Annotated in this window: 22 protein-coding genes and 1 pseudogene; 14 read left to right on the top strand and 9 right to left on the bottom strand. The window is 71.9% G+C overall.

The annotated features are described in order from the left end of the window. Positions 1-89 precede the first annotated feature (89 nt). From ABT078_RS19315 to ABT078_RS19300, 4 genes are all read left to right on the top strand, one after another. On the top strand, positions 90-1,691 hold the full coding sequence (locus tag ABT078_RS19315; RefSeq protein ID WP_351229195.1) for an FAD-dependent monooxygenase: 1,602 nt from the start codon (positions 90-92) through the stop codon (positions 1,689-1,691). Positions 1,692-1,696: 5 nt separating this feature from the next. After that, complete coding sequence (locus ABT078_RS19310) at positions 1,697-1,810, top strand: putative leader peptide (RefSeq protein WP_351229193.1); 114 nt, start codon at positions 1,697-1,699, stop codon at positions 1,808-1,810. 129 nt (positions 1,811-1,939) lie between these two features. Further along, on the top strand, positions 1,940-2,467 hold the full coding sequence (locus ABT078_RS19305; protein ID WP_351229191.1) for a cupin domain-containing protein: 528 nt from the start codon (positions 1,940-1,942) through the stop codon (positions 2,465-2,467). Further along, positions 2,458-2,868 (top strand): rhodanese-like domain-containing protein, encoded by a 411-nt coding sequence (locus ABT078_RS19300; protein ID WP_502981255.1) that lies wholly within the window; start codon positions 2,458-2,460, stop codon positions 2,866-2,868. Before ABT078_RS19305 ends, ABT078_RS19300 begins: the two co-directional genes overlap by 10 nt. Before the next feature lie 169 nt (positions 2,869-3,037). On the opposite strand, the gene recX is transcribed toward ABT078_RS19300, so the two are convergent. Then, positions 3,038-3,622, bottom strand: coding sequence for a recombination regulator RecX (gene recX / locus ABT078_RS19295; RefSeq protein WP_351229187.1), 585 nt, complete (start codon positions 3,620-3,622; stop codon positions 3,038-3,040). An 8-nt stretch (positions 3,623-3,630) separates the two neighbouring features. Then, positions 3,631-4,764: a recombinase RecA gene (gene recA, locus ABT078_RS19290; RefSeq protein WP_351229185.1), complete on the bottom strand. Its 1,134-nt coding sequence runs from the start codon at positions 4,762-4,764 to the stop codon at positions 3,631-3,633. 292 nt (positions 4,765-5,056) lie between these two features. Between recA and ABT078_RS42720 the strand changes: the two are divergent. The 6 genes and pseudogenes from ABT078_RS42720 to ABT078_RS19260 form a co-directional block, all read left to right on the top strand. After that, positions 5,057-5,284 (top strand): annotated as a pseudogene (locus ABT078_RS42720) (SDR family NAD(P)-dependent oxidoreductase); the annotation flags it as partial. 312 nt (positions 5,285-5,596) lie between these two features. Beyond that, positions 5,597-6,802 carry a sensor histidine kinase gene (locus ABT078_RS19280; protein ID WP_351229183.1) on the top strand — a complete coding sequence of 402 codons (1,206 nt, stop codon included), beginning with the start codon at positions 5,597-5,599 and terminating at the stop codon, positions 6,800-6,802. After that, complete coding sequence (locus ABT078_RS19275) at positions 6,799-7,464, top strand: response regulator (protein ID WP_351229181.1); 666 nt, start codon at positions 6,799-6,801, stop codon at positions 7,462-7,464. Before ABT078_RS19280 ends, ABT078_RS19275 begins: the two co-directional genes overlap by 4 nt. A 150-nt stretch (positions 7,465-7,614) precedes the next feature. Further along, the gene (locus tag ABT078_RS19270; RefSeq protein ID WP_351229179.1) at positions 7,615-8,925 is read left to right on the top strand and encodes a cytochrome ubiquinol oxidase subunit I; all 1,311 of its coding nucleotides are present in this window, start codon (positions 7,615-7,617) and stop codon (positions 8,923-8,925) included. Between the two features lie 9 nt (positions 8,926-8,934). Beyond that, positions 8,935-9,711 carry a cytochrome d ubiquinol oxidase subunit II gene (locus tag ABT078_RS19265; protein WP_351229177.1) on the top strand — a complete coding sequence of 259 codons (777 nt, stop codon included), beginning with the start codon at positions 8,935-8,937 and terminating at the stop codon, positions 9,709-9,711. 103 nt (positions 9,712-9,814) lie between these two features. Then, on the top strand, positions 9,815-12,022 hold the full coding sequence (locus ABT078_RS19260) for an MMPL family transporter (protein WP_351229175.1): 2,208 nt from the start codon (positions 9,815-9,817) through the stop codon (positions 12,020-12,022). A gap of 14 nt (positions 12,023-12,036) precedes the next feature. Here ABT078_RS19260 and ABT078_RS19255 read toward each other — a convergent pair whose 3' ends face one another. Next, on the bottom strand, positions 12,037-13,179 hold the full coding sequence (locus ABT078_RS19255; protein WP_351229320.1) for an AI-2E family transporter: 1,143 nt from the start codon (positions 13,177-13,179) through the stop codon (positions 12,037-12,039). A 265-nt stretch (positions 13,180-13,444) separates the two neighbouring features. Further along, positions 13,445-13,639 (bottom strand): DUF3046 domain-containing protein, encoded by a 195-nt coding sequence (locus ABT078_RS19250; protein WP_351229174.1) that lies wholly within the window; start codon positions 13,637-13,639, stop codon positions 13,445-13,447. Between the two features lie 79 nt (positions 13,640-13,718). Between ABT078_RS19250 and ABT078_RS19245 the strand changes: the two genes are divergently transcribed. Next, a complete protein-coding gene (locus ABT078_RS19245; RefSeq protein WP_351229172.1) occupies positions 13,719-14,624 on the top strand; it encodes a hypothetical protein in 906 nt (301 codons plus the stop codon). A gap of 140 nt (positions 14,625-14,764) precedes the next feature. Here ABT078_RS19245 and ABT078_RS19240 read toward each other — a convergent pair whose 3' ends face one another. The 3 genes from ABT078_RS19240 to ABT078_RS19230 form a co-directional block, all read right to left on the bottom strand. Beyond that, complete coding sequence (locus ABT078_RS19240) at positions 14,765-15,073, bottom strand: AzlD domain-containing protein (RefSeq protein ID WP_351229170.1); 309 nt, start codon at positions 15,071-15,073, stop codon at positions 14,765-14,767. Beyond that, positions 15,070-15,882 carry an AzlC family ABC transporter permease gene (locus tag ABT078_RS19235; protein WP_502981253.1) on the bottom strand — a complete coding sequence of 271 codons (813 nt, stop codon included), beginning with the start codon at positions 15,880-15,882 and terminating at the stop codon, positions 15,070-15,072. The genes ABT078_RS19240 and ABT078_RS19235 overlap by 4 nt, the downstream gene beginning before the upstream one ends. A gap of 140 nt (positions 15,883-16,022) precedes the next feature. Continuing rightward, positions 16,023-16,871: an AraC family transcriptional regulator gene (locus tag ABT078_RS19230; protein ID WP_351229168.1), complete on the bottom strand. Its 849-nt coding sequence runs from the start codon at positions 16,869-16,871 to the stop codon at positions 16,023-16,025. A gap of 101 nt (positions 16,872-16,972) precedes the next feature. On the opposite strand from ABT078_RS19230, the gene ABT078_RS19225 reads away from it, so the two are divergent. From ABT078_RS19225 to ABT078_RS19215, 3 genes are read left to right on the top strand one after another with little or no spacing between them, the layout of a single operon-like run. Further along, entirely contained in the window at positions 16,973-21,622 is a 4,650-nt protein-coding gene (locus ABT078_RS19225; protein WP_351229166.1) for an ATP-dependent helicase, read from the top strand. A gap of 45 nt (positions 21,623-21,667) precedes the next feature. After that, positions 21,668-22,492, top strand: a complete 825-nt coding sequence (locus tag ABT078_RS19220; protein ID WP_351229164.1) for an Fpg/Nei family DNA glycosylase — start codon at positions 21,668-21,670, stop codon at positions 22,490-22,492. Positions 22,493-22,525: 33 nt separating this feature from the next. After that, entirely contained in the window at positions 22,526-23,302 is a 777-nt protein-coding gene (locus ABT078_RS19215; RefSeq protein ID WP_351229162.1) for an SDR family NAD(P)-dependent oxidoreductase, read from the top strand. Here the strand turns inward: ABT078_RS19215 and ABT078_RS19210 are convergent. Beyond that, positions 23,250-23,504, bottom strand: a complete 255-nt coding sequence (locus ABT078_RS19210; protein ID WP_351229160.1) for a hypothetical protein — start codon at positions 23,502-23,504, stop codon at positions 23,250-23,252. The genes ABT078_RS19215 and ABT078_RS19210 overlap by 53 nt on opposite strands. A gap of 384 nt (positions 23,505-23,888) precedes the next feature. Next, entirely contained in the window at positions 23,889-24,359 is a 471-nt protein-coding gene (locus ABT078_RS19205; RefSeq protein ID WP_351229158.1) for a Dps family protein, read from the bottom strand. Positions 24,360-24,361 lie beyond the last annotated feature (2 nt).

The raw sequence follows: 24,361 nt of genomic DNA, 5'->3' as shown, positions 1-24,361 counted from the left end.
GGTTGCATACGTTCTGTGATCGCGCACCGGGCTTCGGCCAGCCCATCCCCACTGTTCCCTCTGTCCCCGCGGGCCTCAGGAGCAGCGCCGTGGACCCGGTGATCGTCGTCGGCGTCGGCCCCGTCGGGCTGGCGCTGTCGCTCGCTCTGTCCGTACAGGGCGTTCCCTCCGTCGTCCTGGACGAGGGGGCGGGCAAGGACGAGCCGCGTCCGGCCCGTACGGTCGTGCTGCGTGCCGACACCGCGGCTCTGATGGAGCGGCTCGGCTGCGCCACGGTCCGTGACGAGGGCGCCCGATGGGTCGGCTGGCGATCGCTCCGGCGCAAGCAGGAGATGCGCGTGCTGGAGCTCGGCGGGGATGCCCTCCCGGCGCCGGTGCACATCCCGCAGCATGCTCTGATGCGCGGGCTGCGGGACGCCGTCGCGGATGCCGAACTGGTGCGGGTCGTCGCCCACAGCCGTCTCGACACACTGGAGCAGGACAACGGTGGAGTCACCGCGCACACCCGCGAGCCCGAGGCGACCTGGTGGCGCGGGAGCTATCTGGTCGGCTGCGACGGGGCACGGTCGACGGTGCGCAAGCTGCTCGGCGTCCGGTTCCCCGGCCGTACCGCCGTGGAGCGGCATGCCGTGGCCGCTCTCCGCGCCGAGCTGCCGTGGCCTGACGAAGCGGTGCTGCACCGGCTGCCGCCGTGGCGCTCGGGCGGCGAGGAGGTGACCGCGCGTCCGCTGGTGGAAGGCGCCTGGCGGCTCGACTGGCTGCTGCCCGCCCGCGGCGAGCTGGTGACACCGGACGCGCTGGTGTCACGGGTGCGGGACACCCTGTCCGGCTGGTGCGAAGGGCCCCCGCAGTACGAGCTCATCGACACGGGCGTCTACACCCTGCACCACCGGCTCGCCCGGCGCTGGCGCGTCGACCGGGCCTTTCTCGCAGGGGACGCGGCCCATCTCCTCGGCGCGGTCGGTACGCAGGGCCTCGACGAAGGGCTGCGCGACGCCGACAACCTGGCCTGGAAGCTGGCGCACGCCTGGCACCACGGCGCTTCGGAGACGCTGCTCGACAGCTATCAGGCGGAACGGCGCACCGCCGTCGCCGCGCGGCTGCGCGCCGCCGACCAGTCGCTGCCGATACTGCGGGGCAGCGGAGGACTGCGGACCTATCTGCCGGGTGCAGGGCGCGGGCACGACACTCTGCTGACCGACGGGCATCTGGGGCTGGGGCCGCTGGGCGCGCCACCCTCGTACCAGCACTCCCCCCTCGCACCGCAACACACCGACGCGCACACCGCGGTCGGCACCCCGTTCGGAGCACCGGTGGACGACGTACGGGTCATGGCACCGGACGGCACGACCGTGCGGCTGTGGGACCGGCTGGGTCTGGGCCGGCTGCTGGTGGTGCTGGTGGCACCCGGCACGGGGGTGTGGGACCGGCGGCACTGGGTGAGCGCAGGTGTGATGCCGCGGCTGGCCTCGGCCGTCGAGACGCTGCCGGTGCAGGCCGAACTGCTGGTCACCGAGGGCTATCCCGGGGCTTCGGCGCACACGGTGCTGCTGGTACGGCCCGACGGGCATCTCGTGGCGGCCTTCGGCGGGGTGCGCCCTGCCGAGCTGTACGCGGCGGCGGACGCGGCGCGCGGGGGCGCTCCCGACTCCTCGCCGGTCGGTGCTGACCGCACTGCGGACATCAATTGACCGACATGGGCGCACATGGTGTACTCCGGATCGTGGCCGACATCGATGTGCGCCTGTGGCGGAGGGTTCATATGGACCTGCTCCGCTATGCGGGCTGCGTGTGTCGTCCGTCCTGCTGAATTCGCCTTCCCCTCCTCCGCGCGGCCGCGCTCGTCCAACCGGCGCTTCGTACGCCTTCGTACTCGATACGCCGTTTTTCTCCGTACGCCGGGCCGCGTGCACCTCAGCGAACTCCCAGGACGGTTCTTGTGCCTCAGTCTGTCCCCGTACGTACGGAAGCCGCCGTCCCCACCGCGGCCGACCTTCTCGACTTCGTCCGGCGCACCGCCGCCGACCCCGAACTCACCGGGTCCCTTCCGCTCGATCCGGAGGGCCGCACCTGGGTGCGGCTCGAAGGGCCGGGCGGCAGCGAGGCCTGGCTCATCAGCTGGCCTCCGGGCACCGGAACGGGCTGGCACGACCACGCCGAGTCGGCCGGCGCGTTCGCCACGTCCTCCGGCGAGCTGAAGGAGAACTCGCTCGCGGTGCGGCTCCCGGCCGACGGCTGGAAGACCCTGGAGCTGGCCGAAGGAGTCGACCGCGAGCGGCGGTTGGGCGCGGGCCAGGGCCGGGCGTTCGGGCAGCACCATGTGCACGAGGTACTGAACGAGTCGGCGACCGAGCACGCGATCTCGGTCCATGCGTACTATCCGCCGCTGCCGCTGATCCGGCGCTTCAGCCGGTCCGGAGCGGTGCTCCGTCTTGAGCAGGTCGAGCGTCCGGAGGACTGGCAGTGAGCGAACATCGTGTGGGCATCGACGCGTTGCTGGAGCAGGTCCGCGAGGGCCTGGACCGGGTCGGTCCCCGCGAGGCCTTCGATGCCGCGGCGAGCGGGGCGCTGCTGGTGGACATCCGCTATGCCGCGCTGCGCGACCGGGACGGGCTGATCCCCGGTGCGCTGGTGGTGGAGCGCAATGAGCTGGAGTGGCGGCTGGACCCTCAGGGCAGCCACCGCGCGCCCGAGGCCACGAGCCACGACCTGCACATCGTGGTGATCTGCAACGAGGGATACGCCTCGTCGCTCGCGGCCGCCTCGCTGAAGCAGCTGGGGCTGCACCGGGCAACCGATCTGGTGGGCGGCTTCCAGGCATGGCGCACGGAGGGCCTCCCCGTGCGGGTGCCAAGAGCAACGGCGTAGGTCCTCATGAGCCCGTCCGGCATGTGAGGACGGACACCCGGCGCCGGTGCCCGTCACGCGTCGCGCCCCGTCCGGGTTGAGGGCGGACACCCCAGGACCAGGACCCACGGACGGTACCGGGCGTACCGTCAGGGGCCCAGGGCGGAGCCCTCAAGAGCAGGGCACCGCGTCAGTACAGGCCGTCGTCCAGGCCGCCCTCGCCCAAGCCCTCGGTGTCCTCGCCCTCTTCCTCCAGGGCCTGGCGGACCACCCGCAGGGCCATGCCCTCCGGGTATCCCTTGCGGGCGAGCATGCCCGCAAGACGGCGCAGCCTGCGGTCCCGGTCGAGACCGCGGGTGGTCCGAAGCTTGCGGTCGACCAGCTCGCGGGCCGTCGCCTCCTCCTGGTCCGCGTCGAGCTGACCGACCGCCTCGTCGATCAGTGCCGAGTCGACGCCCTTGGTGCGCAGCTCGCGTGCGAGAGCGCGACGGGCCAGGCCCCGCCCGTGGTGCCGGGACTCCACCCAGGCGTCCGCGAACGCCGCGTCGTCGATGAGGCCCACGTCCTCGAAACGGGACAGGACCTCATCGGCGACATCCTCCGGGATGTCCCGCTTGTGCAGCGCATCGCGAAGCTGATTCCGCGTGCGCGGGGTTCCGGTGAGCAGGCGCAGGCAGATCGCCCGCGCCCGCTCAGCCGGATCCCTGGGCGACAGCTCCTTCTCGGCCCTCGACGAGTCGGGGCTGTCGCCCGGCCATTCGGTGCGCCGGGTCACGAGTCGGCTCAGCTCTTGGCCGAGGCCGCCGCCTTGGTGGCCTTGGTGGCCTTCGCGGCAGGTGCGGGCACCGACTTCGCGGGCTCATCGCCGGAGGCCGCAGCGCTCGCCGCGTCCGCGCCCGGCTCCGCCGGCGGAGCCTCCGGGCGGACACCGACGCCCAGCTTCTCCTTGATCTTCTTCTCGATCTCGTTGGCCAGGTCGGGGTTGTCCTTCAGGAAGTTCCGCGCGTTCTCCTTGCCCTGGCCGAGCTGGTCGCCCTCGTACGTGTACCAGGCGCCCGCCTTGCGGACGAAGCCATGCTCCACGCCCATGTCGATGAGGCCGCCTTCGCGGCTGATGCCCTGGCCGTACAGGATGTCGAACTCGGCCTGCTTGAAGGGCGGCGCCACCTTGTTCTTCACGACCTTGCAGCGGGTGCGGTTGCCGACCGCGTCCGTGCCGTCCTTGAGGGTCTCGATACGACGGATGTCGATACGCACCGAGGCGTAGAACTTCAGCGCGCGGCCACCGGTCGTGGTCTCCGGCGAGCCGAACATCACGCCGATCTTCTCGCGGAGCTGGTTGATGAAGATCGCGGTGGTCTTGGACTGGTTGAGCGCGCTGGTGATCTTCCGCAGCGCCTGGCTCATCAGCCGGGCCTGGAGACCCACGTGCGAGTCACCCATCTCGCCCTCGATCTCCGCCCTCGGCACGAGCGCGGCGACGGAGTCGATGACGATCAGGTCGAGGGCGCCGGAGCGGACGAGCATGTCCACGATCTCGAGCGCCTGCTCGCCGTTGTCGGGCTGGGACAGGATCAGGTTGTCGATGTCGACGCCGAGCTTCTTCGCGTACTCGGGGTCGAGGGCGTGCTCGGCGTCCACGAAGGCAACCTGGCCGCCGGCCTTCTGCGCATTGGCCACGGCGTGCAGGGTCAGGGTCGTCTTACCGGAGGACTCGGGTCCGTACACCTCCACCACACGGCCTCGCGGCAGGCCGCCGACGCCGAGGGCGACGTCGAGCGCGGTCGACCCTGTGGGGATGACCTCGATGGGCTCGTTCGGCCGCTCGCCCAGGCGCATCACTGCGCCCTTGCCGAACTGCCGTTCAATCTGTGCGAGCGCGGCGTCGAGCGCCTTCTCGCGGTCGGTTCCTGCCATGGGTTCCACCCGGGTTGCTTGAGTCGATCGCTTCACGTCAAAGACGCTAACCCCTGCCACTGACAATGCGCCCCGACGTCCGTCCAGCCTGTGGAAAACTCGGCGACAAACCCCGGAGTTCCAAGGGCCGGAGCTCCATAAGAATGGATGTTCGATTTTCGTGTCAAGGCGGACCCACGGACCCCGCCCCCGGATTCCGAGCGGGCGCCGGGGCCGGCGGGGATCCGGAGGAACCCGCAGCGGCACGGCCGTGGCTTGCCTTCGAGCGCACTTCAATCCGTGGCGTCGAAGCATGACCACTCCTCAGCACAAGATCGGTTCGGGCTTCGGAGCCCTGAGCACCACGCTGGAGGTCGTACGGGGAGTCGACCTCACCGGAAAGTTCGCGATCGTCACCGGCGGCTACTCGGGCCTCGGGCTGGAGACGGCGCGGGCGCTCGCCGGCGCCGGCGCCCGCGTCGTCGTGCCCGCCCGGCGGCGCTCGGCGGCCCAGGAGGCAGGGCGCGGCGACGCAGGTGTGGGCCGCAACCTCCCCGCAGCCGGCAGGCGTGGGCGGCGTCTACTGCGAGGACTGTGACATCGCTGAGCCCTCGGACGAGGACGATCACGTGGGAGAGCTCACCCGTGGGGTACGCGCCTACGCGATCGACCCCGCGCAGGCGGCGCGGCTGTGGAGGCTCTCGGCCGACTCACGGGAATCGACGCGTTCGCGGCGACACCCTGACAACGTCCTGGCAGACGACATCGCCGACATGCACGCCGGGCGCCGCCGGCGTGGCGACTGCACGCCGGCAGGAGCTGTCACGTCCCTGAGCACGCCTATCCTTCCGTCATGGCTCTCCCCTCCCGCGCCTCCGGCGGCCGTCCGTCCGCGCGGGCCACCGACACCGCGCTGACGCTCGTCGTCACCGCGGTCGTGGTCGCCTGGACGGTGGTCGCCATGCAGTACGAGGACGAGCCGCTGAGCAGCACCCTGGTCGGCTGGGCGCTCATCGGTGTGGGCTGCGGGGCGCTGCACTTCCGGCGCCGCCACCCCGTCGCGGTCGCCGTCGTCACCCTGGCCGTCTCGACCGTCTACTACCCGCTCAGTGCATACGACGGCCCGCTGATGGTCACGTTCGCGCTGGCGCTGTACACCGCGAGCGCGGAGGGCCGCTTCACCGCCGCGGTCGCGCTCGGTGTGATCACGCTGCTCGCCGTCGGCTTCGGCGAGGCGCACCAGACCGGGGGCAACCGCCAGATCGACGACACGTCCCTGTTCATGCTGGCGGGATGGCTGATCAGCCTCGTGGCCATCGGCCGCGCGCAGCGCACCCGTACCGCCTATCTCCACGAAGTGGAGCAACGGGCGCTGGCCGCCGAGCGTGAGCAGGAGGCGCGGGCCCGGGAGAGTGCCACCGAGGAGCGGCTGCGGATCGCCCGCGAGCTGCACGACGTGCTCGGCCACAGCATCTCGCTGATCAACGTCCAGTCCTCCGCCGCGCTGCACAAGCTGGGCAAGAAGCCCGAGCCGTCCGCCGCGCTGACCACCGCCGAGGAGGCGCTGGAGGCGGTCAAGGCCACCAGCAAGGACGCCCTGCGCGAGCTGCGGGCCACCCTCGGCGTGCTGCGTCAGGCCGACGAGGCCGCTCCCACCGCGCCGACCTCCGGGCTCGACCGGCTCGACGAGCTGGTCGAGCGGGCACGGTCGACCGGCATCGAGGTCCGCACGAGGACGGAGGGCACACCGCGCCCGCTGCCGCCGCCGCTCGACCTGGCCGCGTACCGGATCGTGCAGGAGTCGCTCACGAACGTGACACGGCACGCGCAGGCGCAGAGCGCACTGGTCACCATCGCCTTCACCGACGCGGACATACGCGTGAGGATCGACGACGACGGGCGGGGCTCGGCGGACGAGCAGGCGGTCGGCAGCGGCATCCGCGGGATGGCCGAGCGCGCGAAGGCGTTCGGCGGCGAACTGACCGCGGAGAACACCGCGGACGGCTTCCGGGTCAGTGCCCGGCTGCCGCTCACCACCATCGGGGGGACCCAGGGATGATTCGTGTCGTGCTCGCGGACGACCAGACGTTGGTACGGGCCGGCTTCCGCTCGATCCTCGACGACGAGACGGGCATAGAGGTCGTCGGCGAGGCCGCCGACGGTGAGCAGGCCATCGCGCTCGCCCGCGAACTGCGCCCCGATGTCGTGCTGATGGACATCCGCATGCCGGGGCTGGACGGCCTGGAAGCCACCCGTCGCATCACCGCCGACGAACGCCTCGCGGACGTACGCGTCATCATCCTCACCACCTTCGACGTCGACGACTACGTCTACGGCGCGCTGCGTGCGGGGGCCTCGGGCTTTCTGGTCAAGGACACCGAGCCGATGGAACTGCTCCACGGCGTACGGGTGGTGGCACGCGGCGACGCGCTGATCGCGCCCGCAGTCACGCGCAGGCTGATCGCCGATTTCGCGGGCCGCGGCAGGCAGCCCGACCCGAGCCCACGGCTCAACGCCCTGACCGAGCGCGAGCGGGAGGTGATGGGCCTCGTGGGGGCCGGGCTGTCGAACGACGAGATCGCGCAGCGGCTCGTCCTGTCCCCCGCCACCGCGAAGACGCACGTCAGCCGGATCATGACCAAGCTCGACGTACGGGACCGGGCGCAGCTGGTGATTCTGGCGTACGAGTCCGGGATGATCACGCCGGGCTGGCTGGGCTGACGCCACGGGCGGCCTCGACCCCTAGGGGGCCGAGGGCCCGGCCCGCAACCGAGGGGGTACGCGGCGGGCCCGCCCCGCAACTCATGGGGTAGACGGGGTGTCACCCGTCGGCCGACGCCCCGGACCGAGCCGTACGCCGACGCTGACGGGGTGGCAGTCTCCAGTGAAAGCACAGAGGTCCTCGATCTCGCCCGGCTCCAGTTCGCCCTCACGGCTGGGGGCCACTTCCTCTTCGTCGCCCTGACGCTCGGGCTGGCGACGGTCGTCGCCTGCATCCAGACCCGGGCGACGTTCAGCCGCAAGCCCCTGCACGCGCGGATGGTGCGCTTCTGGGGGCAGCTGTACATCATCAACTACGCGGTCGGGATCGTCACCGGCATCGTGATGGAGTTCCAGTTCGGGCTGAACTGGAGCGGGCTGACGCACTACGCGGGCAATGTGTTCGGCGCCTCGCTCGCCGTCGAGACCATCGTCGCGTTCTTCGTCGAGTCGACGTTCCTCGGCCTGTGGATCTTCGGCTGGCACCGGTTCAACCGGTGGGTCCATCTCGCCATGATCTGGATCGTCACGCTGACCGCCTACCTGTCCGCGTACTGGATCCTCGTCTCGAACGGCTTCCTCAACAACCCGGTGGGATACCGCGAGGAAGGCGGGAAGCTGGTCCTCGCGGACGCCGGGGCCGTGCTGACCAATCCGAGTGCGCTGTCGGCCTTCGGGCACATCGTGGCGGGGGCGCTGCTGACGGCGGGCTTCTTCATGGCGGGCGTCAGCGCGTACCACCTGTTCCGGAGGAATCCGGAGTGGGAGCTGTTCGGAAGCGGTCTGCGTACGGGCGTGTTCCTGTCGCTGCCCGCGCTCTTTGTGACGGCGGCGTTCGGCGGGGTGCAGCTGGCCTCGCTCGCAGCCCTCCAGCCCATGAAATCGGCCGTGTTCGACCAGAAGAAGGCCGAGATCGCCCAGATCCAGGCGGACATGGTCGCGAGATTCGGTCCTGGCGACTACGTGCCGTCCGAGGCATGGACCCGCGGCGGCGCGATCGTGATGCTGCTGTGCTTCGCGCTGATGATGTACCTCGTCCTGCCGGGCTTCGTCATGGCGCTCTTCAGGACCGCGGTGTACCGCTTCCGCGCCTGGCACGTCGTGCTCATCGCCGCCGTACCACTGCCGTACGTCGCGATGATCAGCGGCTGGGTGTTCCGGGAGGCGGGCCGTCAGCCCTGGGTCGTGTACGGGCTGCTCACGACCGAGGACGCGGTCTCCAGCCTCTCCCCCGGCGCGATGCGGGCCTCGCTCATCACCTTCACCACCCTGTTCGCCCTGCTGGCGGCCCTCAATGGGTGGCTGCTGGTGCGCTTCGCACGGCGCGGTCCCGTCGACGACGGTCTCGGCCACGACGACCGCACGGACGCCGGCGACGACGGGCGCGACGCGGCCGGCACGCTCGCCGCGCCCAGCTACTGAGGAGCCGTTGTGGAAACTCTTGCCATCGTCCTGCTCGGCTTCTTCGCCGCCGGGTACTTCGCGCTCGCCGGAGCCGACATCGGCACCGGGATGGTCGCCCCTCATCTGGGCCGCGACGAACGGGAACGCCGACTGGTCCTCGCCTCCTTCGCGCCGTTCTTCCTGGGCAACGAGGTGTGGCTGATAGCCACCGCGGGTCTGCTCGTGGGCTGCTTCCCCGATCTCGAGGGGGAGTTGCTGAGCGGGCAGTTCGCGGTGGTCGTACCGCTGCTGGCCGGCTGGATCACCCGCGACACGGGCCTGTGGCTGCGGGGCCGCGGCGGCGGGCGCGGCTGGCGCGCCGTGTGCGACGCGGCCGTGGTGTGCGGGAGCTGGGTGGTCGCGCTTGCCTGGGGCTGGCTGCTGGCCGCGCTGTCCACAGGGCGGCCGGGCGAGCTCGCCACCGGTCCCGTCGCGGTGCTCACGGCGACCGCGGTCGCCGCACTGTTCGCCGTGCACGGGCTCGGATTCGCCGCGATGCGGCTGACCGGAGCGCCGTACGAACGGGCTCGCCGGCTGGTCGGGCGGACCGGGCCCGGGAAGTCGTTCGCACTGACCGCGCTGCTGATGGGCGCCCTGCCGCTGTTCGCGGGGTCCGGGCTGGAGCTGGGCTCGTCGGCTGCGGACGGCGCGACGCTCGCGCTGCTCGTGCCCGCGCTGCTCGTCGTCACTCCGCTGCTGGTCGCCGCACAGGCCTGGACGTGGCGGACGTTCCGGCACCGGGTGACCCGCCCCTCGTACCTCTGACCTCTGAAGCCGGGCCTCGCCCCTCTGGGCCCTCGCACCCTCGCATCGCTTGAACCCCCGTACCTCTGAAGCCTCGTACGTCCGATCCGATGGGAGATCGATCATGACCCTCACGCGGGACACCGACCGCGCGATCCGGCGGCGCGAGAGCGTCTTCGAACGCCTGGCCGCCTTCTCGTTCCGGAACCGCTGGCGGGCCCTGCTCCTCTGGGTCGTGGTCGTGGCAGGGATCACCGTGGCCTCGACGGCCGCCGGCAGCGCGTACCACAACGACTTCTCGTTGCCCGGCACGGACTCGCAGCGGGCCGCGACAGTGCTGGAGCGGCACGGCTCGGCGCAGGCCGACGCGACGGTGCAGATCGTCGTGAGGGCTCCGGATGGGATCCGCGACGGTGCGGTCGAGCGGCGCGTAAAGGGCATGCTCGGCGAGGTGTCCGGACTGCCCAGTGTCACGGCCGTGCGCGGCCCGTACGAGGACGCTGCCGCGGTCTCCCGGGACGGCACCGCCGGCTACGCGACCGTGACCCTCGACGGCGAGGCCGAGAACGTTCCCAAGGAGCACGTACGAAAGATCATCGACACCGCCGGCTCGATCGAGGGCGACGGACTGGAGACGGCCGCCGGTGGTGACGCGGTCCGCGGTGCCGAGGAGAGCGAGGGCGGCGCGGCCGAGGGGGCGGGCATTCTCGGTGCGCTGGTGATCCTGGTCTTCCTCTTCGGGTCGCTGGTGGCCGCGAGCCTTCCCGTTGTCACCGCGCTGTTCGCCGTGGGCAGTTCGATCGGCCTGATCGCGCTCGCCTCGCATCTCGCGGATGTCGCCGACTTCACCCCGCCGATCATGATGCTCGTCGGTCTGGGCGTGGGGATCGACTACGCGCTGCTGATCTTCTCCCGCTACCGGGGCGAGCTCCTGCGCGGTGCGACGTCCGAGGACGCGACCCGCAGGGCGCTGGACGCCGCAGGACGGACGGTCTTCTTCGCGGGCTGCACAGTGATCATCGCGCTGATGGGGCTGGTCGCGCTGGGGCTGGGCTCACTGCAGGGCGTGGCGCTGGCGGTCGCGCTGACCGTGCTCGTCACGATGGCGGCTTCGCTGACCCTGCTGCCCGCCCTGCTCGGCCTCTGCGGCTACCGTCTGCGCAGGCAGGTCGAGAAGCGGGCCGCGAAGGCCAGGGCAAAGGGGCGGACCGAGGGCGCGAGGTGGCGGCGCTGGGCGACCGGCGTGCAGCGCCGTCCGTGGGCGGCCCTGCTGGTGTCGGTCGTGGCGCTCGGCGCACTGGCCGCGCCCGCGCTCGACATGCGGCTCGGCTTCGCGGACGCGGGCAACGACGCGGAGACGAAGACCAGCCGGCAGGCGTACGACATGCTGGCGGAAGGATTCGGGCCCGGTTTCAACGGACCGCTGATCGTGGTCGTGGACGGAAGTGACGCCGGGAAGTCGACCGGAAACGGAGCCCGCCGGACGGCGGGCACGGGAGCCGCGGACACCGCGAGCCAGGTGCGGGACGTTCTGGAACGGACGCCGGGGGTCGCGGCCACCACCCCGCCCGTGCCCACGGAGGACGGTTCGGTCGCAACCGTGATCGTGTTCCCGGACTCGGCGCCGCAGGCCGTCGAGACTTCCCGGCTCGTGGACCGGCTCCGTGACGACGTGCTCCCGCCACTCGAGCAGCGAACCCGTACGGACCTGTTCGTCGGCGGCTCCACCGCGGCGACGGAGGATTTCGCGTCGACCGTCTCCTACCGGATGCCGCTGTTCGTCGCGATGGTCGTCGGTCTCTCGGCGCTGCTGCTGCTCGTGGTCTTCCGGTCGGTGCTCATTCCGGTGAAGGCGGCGATCCTGAACCTGGTGTCCATCGGGGCGGCACTCGGCGCGATCACGCTGGTCTTCCAGCACGGCTGGTTCGGGGTCGAGCCCGGTCCGATCGAGGCGTTCATCCCGGTCATGATCTTCGCGATCGTGTTCGGACTGTCCATGGACTACGAGGTCTTCCTCCTCTCCCGGATCCATGAGGAGTGGGAGCGCACGGAGGACCCGCAGGGTGCGGTGCGTGAGGGCCTCGCGGCGACCGGGAAGGTCATCACGGCCGCCGCGGCGATCATGATCGTGGTGTTCGCGGCATTCGTGCTCAGCCCCGACCGGATGCTTCAGCAGTTCGGGCTCGGGCTGGCGGTGGCGATCCTGCTGGATGCCGTCGTGATCCGCTGTCTGATCGTCCCTGCGGTCATGCAGCTCCTCGGACGCAGCGCATGGTGGCTGCCGTCCTGGCTGCGCCGGGCGCTGCCGAAGGTGGAGCTGGAGCACCACTGACGAATGACGGACCCTCAGGCGTCGCCCTTCTCCGAGGGCGGCGCCTCGTCCCGATTGCTGCGCAACGCACGCTGGACCCGGCCGAGCACCGCCTCGCCCTGCCGCCGGTGGCCGTGGACCCGCGGGTCATCCGTCACGGCGTACCGCCGCACGTAGGCGCCGAGGAAGGCCTGCAGCGTCGCGACCGCGGGGATCGCGATCAGCGCGCCGACCGCTCCCAGCAGCGCGGTGCCGACGATGACGGAACCGAACGCGACCGCGGGGTGGATGTCCACCGTCTTGGAGGTGAGCTTGGGCTGCAGCACGTAGTTCTCGAACTGCTGATAGATCAGCACGAACCCCAGCACCCACAGGGCGTACCAGGGCTCGATCGTGAACGCGATCAGCATCGGCAGGGCGCCGGCCAGATACGTACCGATCGTGGGGATGAACTGCGACATCAGCCCCACCCACACGGCCAGCGCCGGGGCGTACGGCACGCCCAGAAGCGCCAGCAGGATGTAGTGCGCGACGCCGGAGATCAGGGCCATCAGTCCGCGCGAGTAGAGATAGCCACCGGTCTTGTCGACCGCGATCTCCCAGGCGCGCAGCACCTCGGCCTGCTTCGACGGTGGCAGCACCGAGCACAGCGCGCGCCGCAGCCGGGGCCCGTCGGCCGCGAAGTAGAAGGAGAACAGGAAGATCGTCAGCAGTTTGAACAGCCCGCCGAGCACGGTCGCGGAGACGTCGAGCACACCGCTCGCACTGTTCTGCACGTATTTCTGCAGCCAGTCGGAGCGCAGCATGCTGTCCTGGATCGCCACCCGGGACAGTTCGCTGTGGAACGTCCTGTTGATCCAGTTGATCACCTGGTCGAGGTACTTGGGGAAGTCCTCGACCATCTCGACGATCTGGCCCGCCAGCATCGAGCCGAGCAGCACCACGAAGCCGACGCCGACGATCAGCACGGCGAAGAAGACGAGGAAGGTGGCGATGCCGCGGCGCATACCGCGAGCGGCCATCCGGCCCACGGCGGGCTCGATCGCCAGCGCCAGGAAGAACGCGATCAGCACGTTGATCAGCAACCCGATGAGCTGGTGGAAGGCCCAGCTGCCGAGCTGGAAGCAGCCATAGAGCGCCAGCGCCAGCACCATGGCGCGGGGCAGCCAGCGCGGCATCCGCGCGGGCTCGCCGGCGGTGACGGCACGCCCGCCGGCTCCGCCCCCGCCGTCCGGCGCGGTGGCGGGCGCGGGAACCCTCACCGGCCCGTCGGCCCCGGCCGACCCGCGTCCCGCATCGTCGTCGAACCGCCCGGCCTCCGCGTATTCGGCGGTCGAGCGGCTTTCGTCCTGGGTGGTCTCGTCTCTCGCTGCCACGGAGCAAGTCTCGCCTACCGCGGCGACAACCGGACGCAGGCCTGTGGACAACTCGCGGATCCGGGGCTCACCGCTTGTCCGGAGGGATGCCCACGGCGGCGCAGACCCCGCGCCAGACGTCCTTCGTCTCCCAGCCGGCGGCCAGTGCCTCCTGCACCGTACGGCCGCCGAGTTCGGCCATCACATGGTCGCGTGCGAAGGAGTCGGCGTACGCCGCGCCGAAGTGCTCGTGCATCCGCTCCCAGAAAATCGTCAACCTCATGCCCTCAGTATCCCGCTCCTGAGAGTGCAGCCGAGTCCGTCCGCCTTGCCGAAAGCCGTTTCCGCCCTACCGTCGGAACATGGCTGGAACACCCTTGTCACGGGCCGAGCACTTCATCTGGCTGACGGCCCGCGTGCTCGAGCAGCGCCGGTTCGCGTACCACTTCCTGGGCGCGGACGCGGAGCCGGTCGAGTCCGCGCTGAGCGCGTATCTCAACGACGACGGCGGCTACGGACACGCCCTGGAACCCGATCTCCGCGGCCCGGTGAGCCAGCCGCTGCACACGGCGCACGCACTGCGCGTGCTCGACTCCATCGGTCGCTGCGGCGGGCTGCGGGTGGAGCGGATGTGCCGCTATCTCACGGGAGTGTCCACCCGGGAGGGCGCGCTGCCCGCGGTCCATCCCTCGCAGCGCGGCTATCCCGCCGCACCGTTCATCCCGATCGTCGACGATCCTCCCGGCGAGCTGCTGGCGACAGGCCCCGTCGTCGGGCTGCTGCACCGCAACCGGGTGTGGCACGCGTGGCTGTTCCGTGCGACCGACTTCTGCTGGGCGGCTGTCGACGCGCTCGAGAAGTCGCATCCGTACGAGATCCAGGCTGCGGTCGCCTTCCTGGACGGTGTCCCGGACCGGGCCCGCGCCGAGGCCGCGGCGGACCGGCTCGGCCGTCTCGTGCGCGAGCAGCGCCTGGCGGTCCTCGACCCCTCGCGGCCGGACGCGTACCCGGTCGCCGACGGGTACGCCCCGGACGAGCGCCACTTCCCGTACGACTACGCACGCGTGTCCGACTCGCTGGCCCGCCGCTGGTTCACCGACGAGGAGATGGGGCGCTCGCTCGACCACCTCACGGCGGAACAGCAGGAGGACGGCGGCTGGCCGATCAACTGGCGTAAGTGGGCGCCGGGCACGGCCCTGGAGTCGCGCCCGATCGTGACGATCGAGGCGCTGCGGACGCTGAGGGCACACGGACGCGCTGTGCGCTGAGGCACGGCCCCTGTCCGCCCGGGAGCAGGCGTGCCGACCGGTGAGGGGCCCGGTAGCGCACTGATCCGGCCGATCCTGGCAGAGACGCGGTAAGGGGCTCGATCAAGAGACCGGGCCCCTTGCCGCGGCATCGGCTCGTCTCAGCCTCCGGTTGCCCTCAGGCCCGCGGTGACAAGCACGGCAGCGGCCACGACGACGAGGAAGGGCGCGCGCAGAACCAGGGCGACCGCCGCCGCCGCCAGGCCCGCGGCCCTGGCGTCGAGGACGAGTGCGCTGTCGGTGCTGAACGTCTGCTGCGCCGTGAGGGCGGCGAGCAGCGCCACCGGGAGCAGCGCGGCGAGCCGCTGCACGAGCGGGCGCTCCAGCACTCCGGCAGGAACCAGGAGACCGGCCAGTTTGACCATGTAGCAGGCGACCGCGGTCACGCCGATCGCGATCCAGACGTTCAACGGTCCGTTCCCTTCCGCTTGTTGCTGATCCTGCGGCCTTCGAGCCAGAGGACTGCGGGCGCGGCGAGCGCCGCGACCAGCACCGGCACTCCGGCAGGGAGCACCGGCAGCAGCCCGAGCCCGAGGACGACCGCGACACCGGCGACGACCCGCTCGGTCGTGGTCCGCAGCATGGGTGCGAGCAGGGCGAGGAACACCGCGGGCCCGGCAGCGTCCAGGCCCCAGGCGTTGGTGTCGCCGATCGCCTCGGCACCGAGCGCGCCGAGCAGGGTGGTCAGGTTCCACAGCACATAGAGCGTGAGGCCGGTGACGGTGAAGCCCAGACGTGCGGCGCGACGGGTGGGCTGCGCCAGGGCGACGGCCGTGGTCTCGTCGATGACCCAGTGGGCGGCGAAGGGGCGTACGGACCGCGGCAGGGCGAGGAGCTGGGACAGCCGCAGACCGTAGAAGGCGTTGCGGGTCCCGAGGAAGAAGGCACCCGCGGCCGCGGTGAACGGGTTGCCGCCCGCCGCGAGGGCGCCGACCAGCGCGAACTGCGACGCGCCGGTGAACACGAGCAGGCTGAGTGCACATATCTGCAGGACGTCGAGTCCGGCGCCCGCCGCGGTGACGCCGAAGGCGAAGCCCGAGAGGCCGACGGCGAGACCGACGCCGAGGGCGTCCCGTACGACGGCGGAGTCGGCCTTCACCGGAGCGCCAGGGCCGCCGACGGTGCCGGGTGCGCCGGGCACGCCGCGTCCTGAGGGCTCACGGGCGGCCGCCGGTCCTTCGCCGATGGGTATGTCTGCGGATGCTGTCTGTTCTGCCACGTCGTGGACGTTACGGGGACGAGCCGCACCCGGTCTTGTACGTTCTTGCACTCCCCGCCGGCCGGTCGGCCCCCGGCCAGGACACCCGCGACGTCAGGTTCGGGTGCCGCCTGCCCGCTGCTCAGCCTGCTGCCGGCTGCTCAACGGGATCCGCCGACCCCGCGCCCCCGCTGGTACGCGCCAGGCGGCACCCCCACGATCCGGGCGAAGTGCCGGTTGAGGTGAGGCTGGTCGGTGAAGCCGACCGCCACGGCCGCCTCCGCCGGGGCGGCGCCGGAGTCCAGCAGCCGACGGGCGCGGCGGACCCGGGCGTCGGTGAGCCAGGTGTGCGGCGGCATGCCGTAGCTCTCGCGGAAGGCCCGCAGGAGTGCGAACGGGCTGGTGCCGAGCTCCTGGGCCAGCCGGTCGAGGGAGGGCGGGTCGGCCATGCGCTCCTCCAGCAGGGCACGCGCGCGGGCCGCGTTGCGTGCGCCTGCCGAGCGTGGTCGGAGAACCGGCAGTCGGCCTCCGTGGCTGCGCAGCATCCGCGCCGTCACCAGCCGCAGCAGGCTGTCGGCGGCCAGCGCGTTGCCTTCCTCGGCAGCCCGGTGGATCTCGACGACGAGCCGGGCGGCGTACGGATCGTCCACGACGGGGCTGGTGAATCCCACCGGTCCGCGCAGCGAGGTGGTGTCGGCGGCGATCGACTGGATCAGCCCGGCGGCCGGATAAAGCGTGCGGTAGGTCCATCCCTCGGGGACGCCGGCATGCCCGGTGTGCGAGGTGTCGGGGTTCACCAGGGCGATCTGCCCGGGCCCCGCCCGAACCAGGTCGTTGCGGTAGTGGAAGGCTTCGACGCCTTCGGTGATCGCGGCGAAGACGAATGTCTCGTGCGAGTGCCGCGCGAACGCCTTCCGGATGTAGTGCGCGTGCAGCAGGTCGACCCCGGGCAGCTCGGGGTACTGCCAATATCGCGCCTTCTCCCCCGCCACGACTCCGTCTGCCGCCATGACTCCATTCTGCGCCGTCTCTCCGCGTGGCCCGCACAGGGCCGGGACAGCGATTTCCCCAGGTCGGGACTGTTGTCAGTGGTCGGGTGCAGGATGGGTGCATGTCCAGGACAGCGCTCGACTCCTTCTCCCCCGCGACCCGCGGCTGGTTCACGGGGGCGTTCAGTGCGCCCACCGCGGCCCAGGAAGGCGCGTGGCAGGCCATCGGGCAGGGTGCGGACGTGCTGGTCGTGGCCCCGACCGGCTCCGGCAAGACCCTCGCGGCCTTCCTGGCGGCGCTCGACCGGCTCGCGTCCGCTCCGCCGCCCGCGGACGCGAAGAAGCGCTGCCGCGTGCTGTACGTGTCGCCGCTGAAGGCGCTCGCGGTCGATGTCGAGCGGAATCTGCGCAGCCCGCTGACGGGTATCCGGCAGGAGTCGGTGCGGCTCGGCCTTCCCGAGCCAGAGGTGCGGGTCGGGATCCGCTCCGGCGACACTCCCGCCGCCGAGCGGCGGACGCTGGCGACCCGTCCGCCGGACATTCTCATCACGACCCCCGAGTCGCTGTTCCTGATGCTCACGTCCTCGACCCGCGAGGCGCTGACAGGCGTCGAGACGGTGATCCTGGACGAGGTGCACGCGGTCGCGGGGACCAAGAGGGGCGCGCACCTCGCTCTGTCGCTGGAGCGGCTGGACGAGCTGCTGCCGCGCCCGGCCCGCCGGATCGGTCTGTCCGCGACCGTCCGGCCCGTCGACGAGGTGGCGCGCTATCTCTCGCCGCAGCGCAAGGTGGAGATCGTCCAGCCGCCTTCCGGCAAGGAGTTCGACCTCTCCGTGGTCGTCCCGGTCGAGGACCTCGGCGAGCTCGGCGGCTCCCCGGCTTCCGAGCCGGACAGCCCGGCCGAGAAGCCGTCGATCTGGCCCCATGTCGAGGAGCGGATCGCCGACCTGGTGCAGGCCCACCGCTCGACCATCGTCTTCGCCAACTCCCGCCGCCTGGCCGAGCGGCTGTGCAACAGGCTGAACGAGATCGCGTACGAGCGGGCCGTCGGAAGTGTGCTCGATTCGCGCGGCTCCGCCACGACTCTTCCCGAAAGCGCTCCCCCGGCCGAGATCATGGCCCAGTCCGGTGCCGCACAGGGCGCCCCGCCCCTGCTCGCCCGCGCGCACCACGGTTCGGTGTCCAAGGAGCAGCGCGCCCTGGTCGAGGAGGACCTGAAGGCGGGCCGGCTGCCCGCGGTCGTCGCCACGTCCAGTCTGGAGCTGGGCATCGACATGGGCGCGGTCGATCTGGTCGTCCAGGTCGAGTCTCCGCCGTCCGTCGCGTCCGGCCTGCAGCGCGTCGGCCGGGCGGGACACCAGGTGGGCGCGGTCTCCACCGGCGTGGTCTTCCCCAAGTACCGGGGCGATCTGGTCCAGGCCGCCGTGGTCACCGAGCGGATGCGCACCGGCTCCATCGAGTCGCTCCGCATCCCCGCCAACCCCCTGGACGTCCTGGCCCAGCAGCTCGTCGCGATGGTCGCCCTCGACACCTGGCAGGTCGACGATCTGCTCGCCCTGGTGCGACGCGCCGCACCCTTCGCCTCGCTCCCCGAGTCGGCCTTCACGGCCGTGCTGGACATGCTCGCGGGACGCTATCCGTCCGACGCCTTCGCGGAGCTTCGCCCGCGCGTGGTGTGGGACCGGGTCGCCGGGACGGTCACGGGGCGTCCCGGCGCCCAGCGCCTCGCCGTCACCTCGGGCGGCACGATCCCGGACCGCGGACTCTTCGGCGTCTTCCTCGCCGGGGCGGACCCGAAGAAGGGCGGCGGCCGGGTCGGCGAGCTCGACGAGGAGATGGTCTACGAATCCCGCGTCGGGGACGTCTTCACGCTCGGCACGACCTCATGGCGCATCGAGGACATCACGCGCGACCGGGTGCTGGTCTCCCCCGCTCCCGGTGTGCCGGGCCGGCTGCCGTTCTGGAAGGGCGACCAGCTGGGCCGCCCGCTCGAACTGGGGCGTGCGGTGGGCGCGTTCCTCCGTGAGGTCGGCTCGCTCTCCGAGGAGGACGCGCGGCTCCGGCTGCTGGCCGCCGGTCTCGACGCATGGGCGGCGGGCAATGTGCTCGCGTATCTGGACGAGCAGCGCCGCGCCTGCGGCCATGTGCCCGACGACCGCACGATCCTCGTGGAGCGGTTCCGTGACGAGCTGGGCGACTGGCGGGTCGTGGTGCACTCCCCGTTCGGCGCGCAGGTCCACGCCCCGTGGGCGCTGGCGCTCGGCGCCCGGCTGGCGGAGCGGTACGGAATGGACGCGCAGGTCATGCATGCCGACGACGGCATCGTGCTGCGGCTGCCCGACGCCGATCTGATGGGCCTGGACCTGCTCGACCAGGACCCGATGCACCTGGACACGACGTACGACAGCGAGCAGGCCCCCGTCGGTGCCGCCGACACCCTCTTCGACAAGGGCGAGATCGGCCAGATCGTCACCGATCAGGTCGGCGGCTCCGCGCTGTTCGCGTCCCGGTTCCGTGAGTGCGCGGCGCGCGCCCTGCTGCTTCCGCGGCGCAACCCCGGCAAGCGCACGCCGCTCTGGCAGCAGCGCCAGCGCGCGGCCCAGCTGCTCCAGGTGGCGAGCGAGTTCGGCTCGTTCCCGATCGTCCTGGAGGCCGTACGGGAGTGCCTCCAGGACGTCTTCGACGTCCCGGGGCTCCAGGAGCTGATGGGCGACATCGAGTCCCGCCGGATCCGGCTGGTCGAGGTCACCACTCCCGAGCCTTCCCCCTTCGCCCGCTCCCTCCTCTTCGGGTACGTGGCGCAGTTCCTCTACGAGGGAGACTCGCCGCTCGCCGAACGCCGCGCCGCCGCCCTGTCCCTGGACTCGCGGCTCCTCGCCGAGCTGCTCGGTCAGGCCGAGCTGCGCGAGCTGCTCGACGCGGACGTGCTGGCCGAGCTGGAGCGGGAGCTCCAGTGGCTCACCGACGACCGCCGAGTCAAGGACGCCGAGGGCGTCGCCGATCTGCTGCGCGTCCTCGGGCCGCTCACGACCGCCGAGCTGGAGGAGCGCGGCGCCGATCCGCAATGGCCCCAGGAGCTCGCCGCGGCCCGCCGGGCCATCCGGGTCCGTGTCGCGGGCGCCGACCACTGGGTGGCGATCGAGGACGCGGGACGGCTGCGCGACGCTCTGGGCACGGCGCTCCCGGTGGGCGTGCCCGAGGCGTTCACAGAGCCCGTGAAGGACCCCCTGGGCGATCTGCTGGCCCGCTACGCCCGCACCCACGGGCCGTTCACCTCCTCCCAGGCCGCTGCCCGCTTCGGCCTGGGCGCGGCCGTCACCGACGGCGCGCTGCAGCGGCTCGCGGCGAGCGGGCGGGTGGTGCAGGGCGAGTTCCACCCCTCGGGCATCGGCCAGGAGTGGTGCGACGCCGCCGTGCTGCGGCGGCTGCGGCGCCGCTCCCTGGCCGCGCTGCGCGAGGAGCTGGAACCGGTCCCTCCGGCCGCGCTCGCCACCTTCCTCCCCCAGTGGCAGCACCTGGGGAACAACAGCCTCCGCGGGATCGACGGACTGGCCCGTGCCATCGAGCAGTTGCAGGGCGCGCCGGTGCCCGCCTCCGCCCTGGAGAAGCTGATCCTTCCGTCCCGCGTCGCGGGCTACTCCCCCGCCCTCCTCGACGAGCTGACGACGACCGGCGAGGTGGTGTGGGCCGGAGCCGGTGCGCTGCCCGGTAAGGACGGCTGGGTCTCCCTCTATCTCGCCGAAGCCGCTCCGCTGCTGCTCCCGCAGCCGCATCCACTGGAGCTGACCGCCCTCCACGAATCGGTGCTCACGACGCTGTCCGGCGGATACGGTCTGTTCTTCCGCCAGATCTCCGACCAGGTGCGCGCCACCACGCACCCCGAGGTCACCGATCCCCAGCTCGCCGACGCCCTCTGGGACCTGGCCTGGTCCGGGCGGCTCACCAACGACACCCTGGCGCCGCTGCGTTCGCTCCTCGGCTCGGGCCGCACCGCGGGCTCGACGGCGCACCGCGCCAAGCGCACCGTCCCGCGCGGGCGCTACGGCTCCCTGACGGCGGCCGCCCGTCCGGTGTCCCGCACGGGCCCGCCGACCGTCTCCGGGCGCTGGTCGCTGCTGCCCTCCCAGGAGCCGGACCCCACGCACCGCGCCCATGCCCAGGCACGCACCCTGCTGGACCGCCATGGCGTGGTCACCCGGGGAGCGGTCGCAGCCGAAGGGGTCGAGGGCGGCTTCTCGGCGACGTACCGCATCCTGTCCGCCTTCGAGGACAGTGGGCAGGCCCGGCGCGGCTATGTCGTCGAGGGCCTGGGTGCCGCCCAGTTCGCGATGGACGGCGCGGTGGACCGGCTGCGCGCCGCGGCCACCGCCCGCGACCGGGCCGACGCACAGGCGCCACCCCGCGCTGTGGTGCTGGCCGCGGCCGACCCGGCGAACGCGTACGGGGCGGCGCTGTCCTGGCCCGAGCCCCCGGCCGGCGCGGGCCACAAACCGGGGCGCAAGGCGGGCTCCCTGGTCGTCCTCGTCGACGGCGAGCTCACCCTCTACATGGAGCGCGGCGGCAAGACCCTGCTGTCGTGGCCCACCGAGCCGGACGCCCCCGCGCTCCGGTCCGCCGCCGAGGCCCTCGCCGCGGCAGCTCGGGCGGGCACGCTCGGCACGGTCACCGTGGAGCGGATCAACGGCGCCACGGCCCTGACCTCGCCTCTGTCCCGGCCCTTGGAGGAGTCCGGCTTCCACGCCACCCCGAGAGGCCTCCGGATACGCCCTTAGCGACCCGGCAGCGCCGCCCACCCGTCCTCCCGCATCATGGATGCCATGCCCGAAGGAGACACCGTCTGGCTGACCGCCCGGAAGCTGCACGTCGCCCTTGCCGGACGCGAGCTCACCCGCTCCGACCTACGGGTTCCACGGTTCGCCACCGCGGATCTCACAGGCCGGGAGGTCCTCGACGTCACCCCGCGAGGCAAACATCTCCTCACCCGGATCGAGGGCGGCCTCACCCTCCACTCGCACCTGCGGATGGACGGCTCCTGGCGGGTGTACGCGGCCGGAGAACGCTGGCGCGGCGGCCCGAGCCACCAGATCCGGGCGATCCTCGGCAATACGGAGCACACCGCCGTCGGCTATCGCCTCCCGGTCCTCGAACTGCTCCGGACCAAGGACGAGGAGCAGGTCGTCGGACACCTCGGCCCCGATCTGCTCGGCCCCGACTGGGACCCCGTCACCGCCGCGCGCAACCTGCTCGCCGACCCTGTCCGCCCGCTCGGCGAAGCGCTGCTCGACCAGCGCAATCTGGCCGGCATCGGCAATGTCTACAAGTCGGAGCTGGCCTTCTTGGCCCGAGTCACGCCCTGGCTTCCGGTCGGCGACCTCGCCGCCGACGTTCCCGAGCGGCTCGTCGCCACGGCCCATCGGCTCCTGGAGGCGAACAAGGAGCATTTCGACCGCCGTACGACGCCCACCGCACATGGCACCACGGAACGCCGCGCCGAGCAGCGCCTGTTCGTCTACGGCCGTGCGGGCCACCCGTGTCTGCGCTGCGGCACCCCGATCCGCAGGGCAGGCCAGGACGACCGCGTCACGTACTGGTGCCCGGCCTGCCAGTCCGGACCCACCGACCAGCCACGCCAGGATAGTTGACGCTCCGTCAGATACGGTCGTACGGTCACCGGCATGCCCCTCACCGCGTACGACCTCACCGGCCGCACCGCGTTCGTCACCGGTGCGGCGAGCGGCATAGGCCGCGCCACCGCCGTCCTCCTGGCCCGGGCGGGCGCCACCGTCCACTGCGCGGACGTGCACGAGAAGGGCCTCCACGAGACCCGGACCCTGATCGACGACGCCGAGGGCACCGCCCACACCCACCTCGTCGACGTCAGCGACCGCGACCGTCTCCACGCGGCCGTGCGAGCGGCGGTGGATGCGACGGGACCGCTGCACATCATGGCCGCGGTCGCCGGAATCATGCATTCCAGCCCGGTCCTCGAGACCCGCGACGAGGACCTCGACCGGGTCCTCGCGGTGAACTTCAAGGGCGTGCTCCACGCCTGCCAGGCCGCCGCCCGGTCCATGATCGACGCAGGGGTCAGGGGCTCCATCGTCACCATGGCCTCCGGTGCGGTCGATGCCGCGAACCCGGGCCTGCTCTGCTACAGCGCCGCCAAGGCGGCCGTCGTACAGCTCACCAAGACCCTCGCCGCCGAGCTCGGACCGCACGGCATTCGGGTGAACGCGGTCGCACCCGGCTGGATCCGCACGCCCATGACCGACCGTCATGATGCGGGCCTTCAGCAGAAGGCGGAGGCCGCCATGGTCCGGCTGTCACCGCTCGGCCGGGTCGGCGAGCCCGAGGACATCGCGCACGCGGTCCTCCATCTCGCCTCCGACGCGTCGTCGTTCACGACGGGTCAGATCCTCCGCCCGAACGGGGGCGTCGCGATGCCGTGGTAGCCGCGGTCGTTCCCCCGGCCGCACCGGTACCCCCGGCCCGCGACGTGACATGCACCGGCAACAGGCTGAGCCCCCACCCGCCTGCCGCCACTGCCCCCTCGACGAGTCCCGCATGCTCCGGCACCAGCGCCAGCCGCAGAACGGCCCACCACCACAGTGCGCCCAGTGCGAGCGCCGGCAGCAGGACCCATCGCCGTACCATGGCCGCCTCCTCCGGTCGACGCTAGACCGGACCGATCACTCGGCGGGAGGGCGCACCGGATGCACACCGGGCGCGCCCGCAGCGTATGCGCCAGGCGCCCCAGCGGTTCATGCACCGGACCATGCGCCCGCGCACACCCCACACCCCAGCCACCGGAGCCCCCTGAGCCACCGATGCCACCGATGCCACCGGCCCGACAGCGACCACGGCCCCAGCACCCACAGCCACACCCCCGGGCGCAGCATCCCGAGCGCCCGCGACCACGGCGGCGCGAGTTCCCGCGCTCACAGCGGTACGAGCGGCTGCGACCGAGCCCTCAGAAGGCCTCTCGGGCAGCCCTGGAGGCCCTTGGGACACGGTCACCACCGGACGCCCGCCACTCGGCTAGACGCTCTCCGCCTGGAACATCCAGGCATGCTTCTCCAGGTCGCGCGTGAGCCCGATCAGGATGTCCTGGCTGACCGGGTCGGGCTCCTCCGTGGCGTCGATACGCTCCCGCATCTTCCCGATCAGCGCGCCGAGCGCCTGCACCATCGTGCTGACCACGTCCACGTCCTGGATCCAGCCCTCCGGCACCTTCCCGATGGCACTCGTCGACGCGACGGTCCCGGCCCGCCCGTCCGGCGTGACACCGATCGCCGAGGCCCGTTCCGCCACCGTGTCGGAATGCTGCCGTGCCGTGGCGACGACCTCGTCCAGCTGGAGATGAACGGAGCGAAAGCGCGGGCCGACCACGTTCCAGTGGACCTGCTTGGCCACCAGCGCCAGATCGACCAGATCCACCAGCGCGCCCTGGAGCGCCTCCCCGGTGACCTTCCGGTCCGCCTCGGACAGCGGGCTCTTCACGACAGACATGC

Source organism: Streptomyces sp. NPDC002133, from assembly GCF_040296405.1.
Lineage (GTDB): Bacteria > Actinomycetota > Actinomycetes > Streptomycetales > Streptomycetaceae > Streptomyces.
The sequence above is the reverse complement of the archived record's forward strand: the minus strand, read 5'-3'. Positions and strand labels throughout refer to the sequence as shown.

Bases quoted from the DNA above. Each gene is read 5' to 3' on its own strand.
- ABT078_RS19310 (WP_351229193.1), top strand. From the start codon at position 1,697: ATGGGCGCACATGGTGTACTCCGGATCGTGGCCGACATCGATGTGCGC.
- recA (WP_351229185.1), bottom strand. From the start codon at position 4,764: ATGGCAGGAACCGACCGCGAGAAGGCGCTCGACGCCGCGCTCGCACAG.
- ABT078_RS19280 (WP_351229183.1), top strand. From the start codon at position 5,597: ATGGCTCTCCCCTCCCGCGCCTCCGGCGGCCGTCCGTCCGCGCGGGCC.
- ABT078_RS19275 (WP_351229181.1), top strand. From the start codon at position 6,799: ATGATTCGTGTCGTGCTCGCGGACGACCAGACGTTGGTACGGGCCGGC.
- ABT078_RS19260 (WP_351229175.1), top strand. From the start codon at position 9,815: ATGACCCTCACGCGGGACACCGACCGCGCGATCCGGCGGCGCGAGAGC.
- ABT078_RS19255 (WP_351229320.1), bottom strand. From the start codon at position 13,179: ATGCCGCGCTGGCTGCCCCGCGCCATGGTGCTGGCGCTGGCGCTCTAT.
- ABT078_RS19250 (WP_351229174.1), bottom strand. From the start codon at position 13,639: ATGAGGTTGACGATTTTCTGGGAGCGGATGCACGAGCACTTCGGCGCG.
- ABT078_RS19245 (WP_351229172.1), top strand. From the start codon at position 13,719: ATGGCTGGAACACCCTTGTCACGGGCCGAGCACTTCATCTGGCTGACG.
- ABT078_RS19230 (WP_351229168.1), bottom strand. From the start codon at position 16,871: ATGGCGGCAGACGGAGTCGTGGCGGGGGAGAAGGCGCGATATTGGCAG.
- ABT078_RS19225 (WP_351229166.1), top strand. From the start codon at position 16,973: ATGTCCAGGACAGCGCTCGACTCCTTCTCCCCCGCGACCCGCGGCTGG.
- ABT078_RS19220 (WP_351229164.1), top strand. From the start codon at position 21,668: ATGCCCGAAGGAGACACCGTCTGGCTGACCGCCCGGAAGCTGCACGTC.
- ABT078_RS19215 (WP_351229162.1), top strand. From the start codon at position 22,526: ATGCCCCTCACCGCGTACGACCTCACCGGCCGCACCGCGTTCGTCACC.
- ABT078_RS19210 (WP_351229160.1), bottom strand. From the start codon at position 23,504: ATGGTACGGCGATGGGTCCTGCTGCCGGCGCTCGCACTGGGCGCACTG.
- ABT078_RS19205 (WP_351229158.1), bottom strand. From the start codon at position 24,359: ATGTCTGTCGTGAAGAGCCCGCTGTCCGAGGCGGACCGGAAGGTCACC.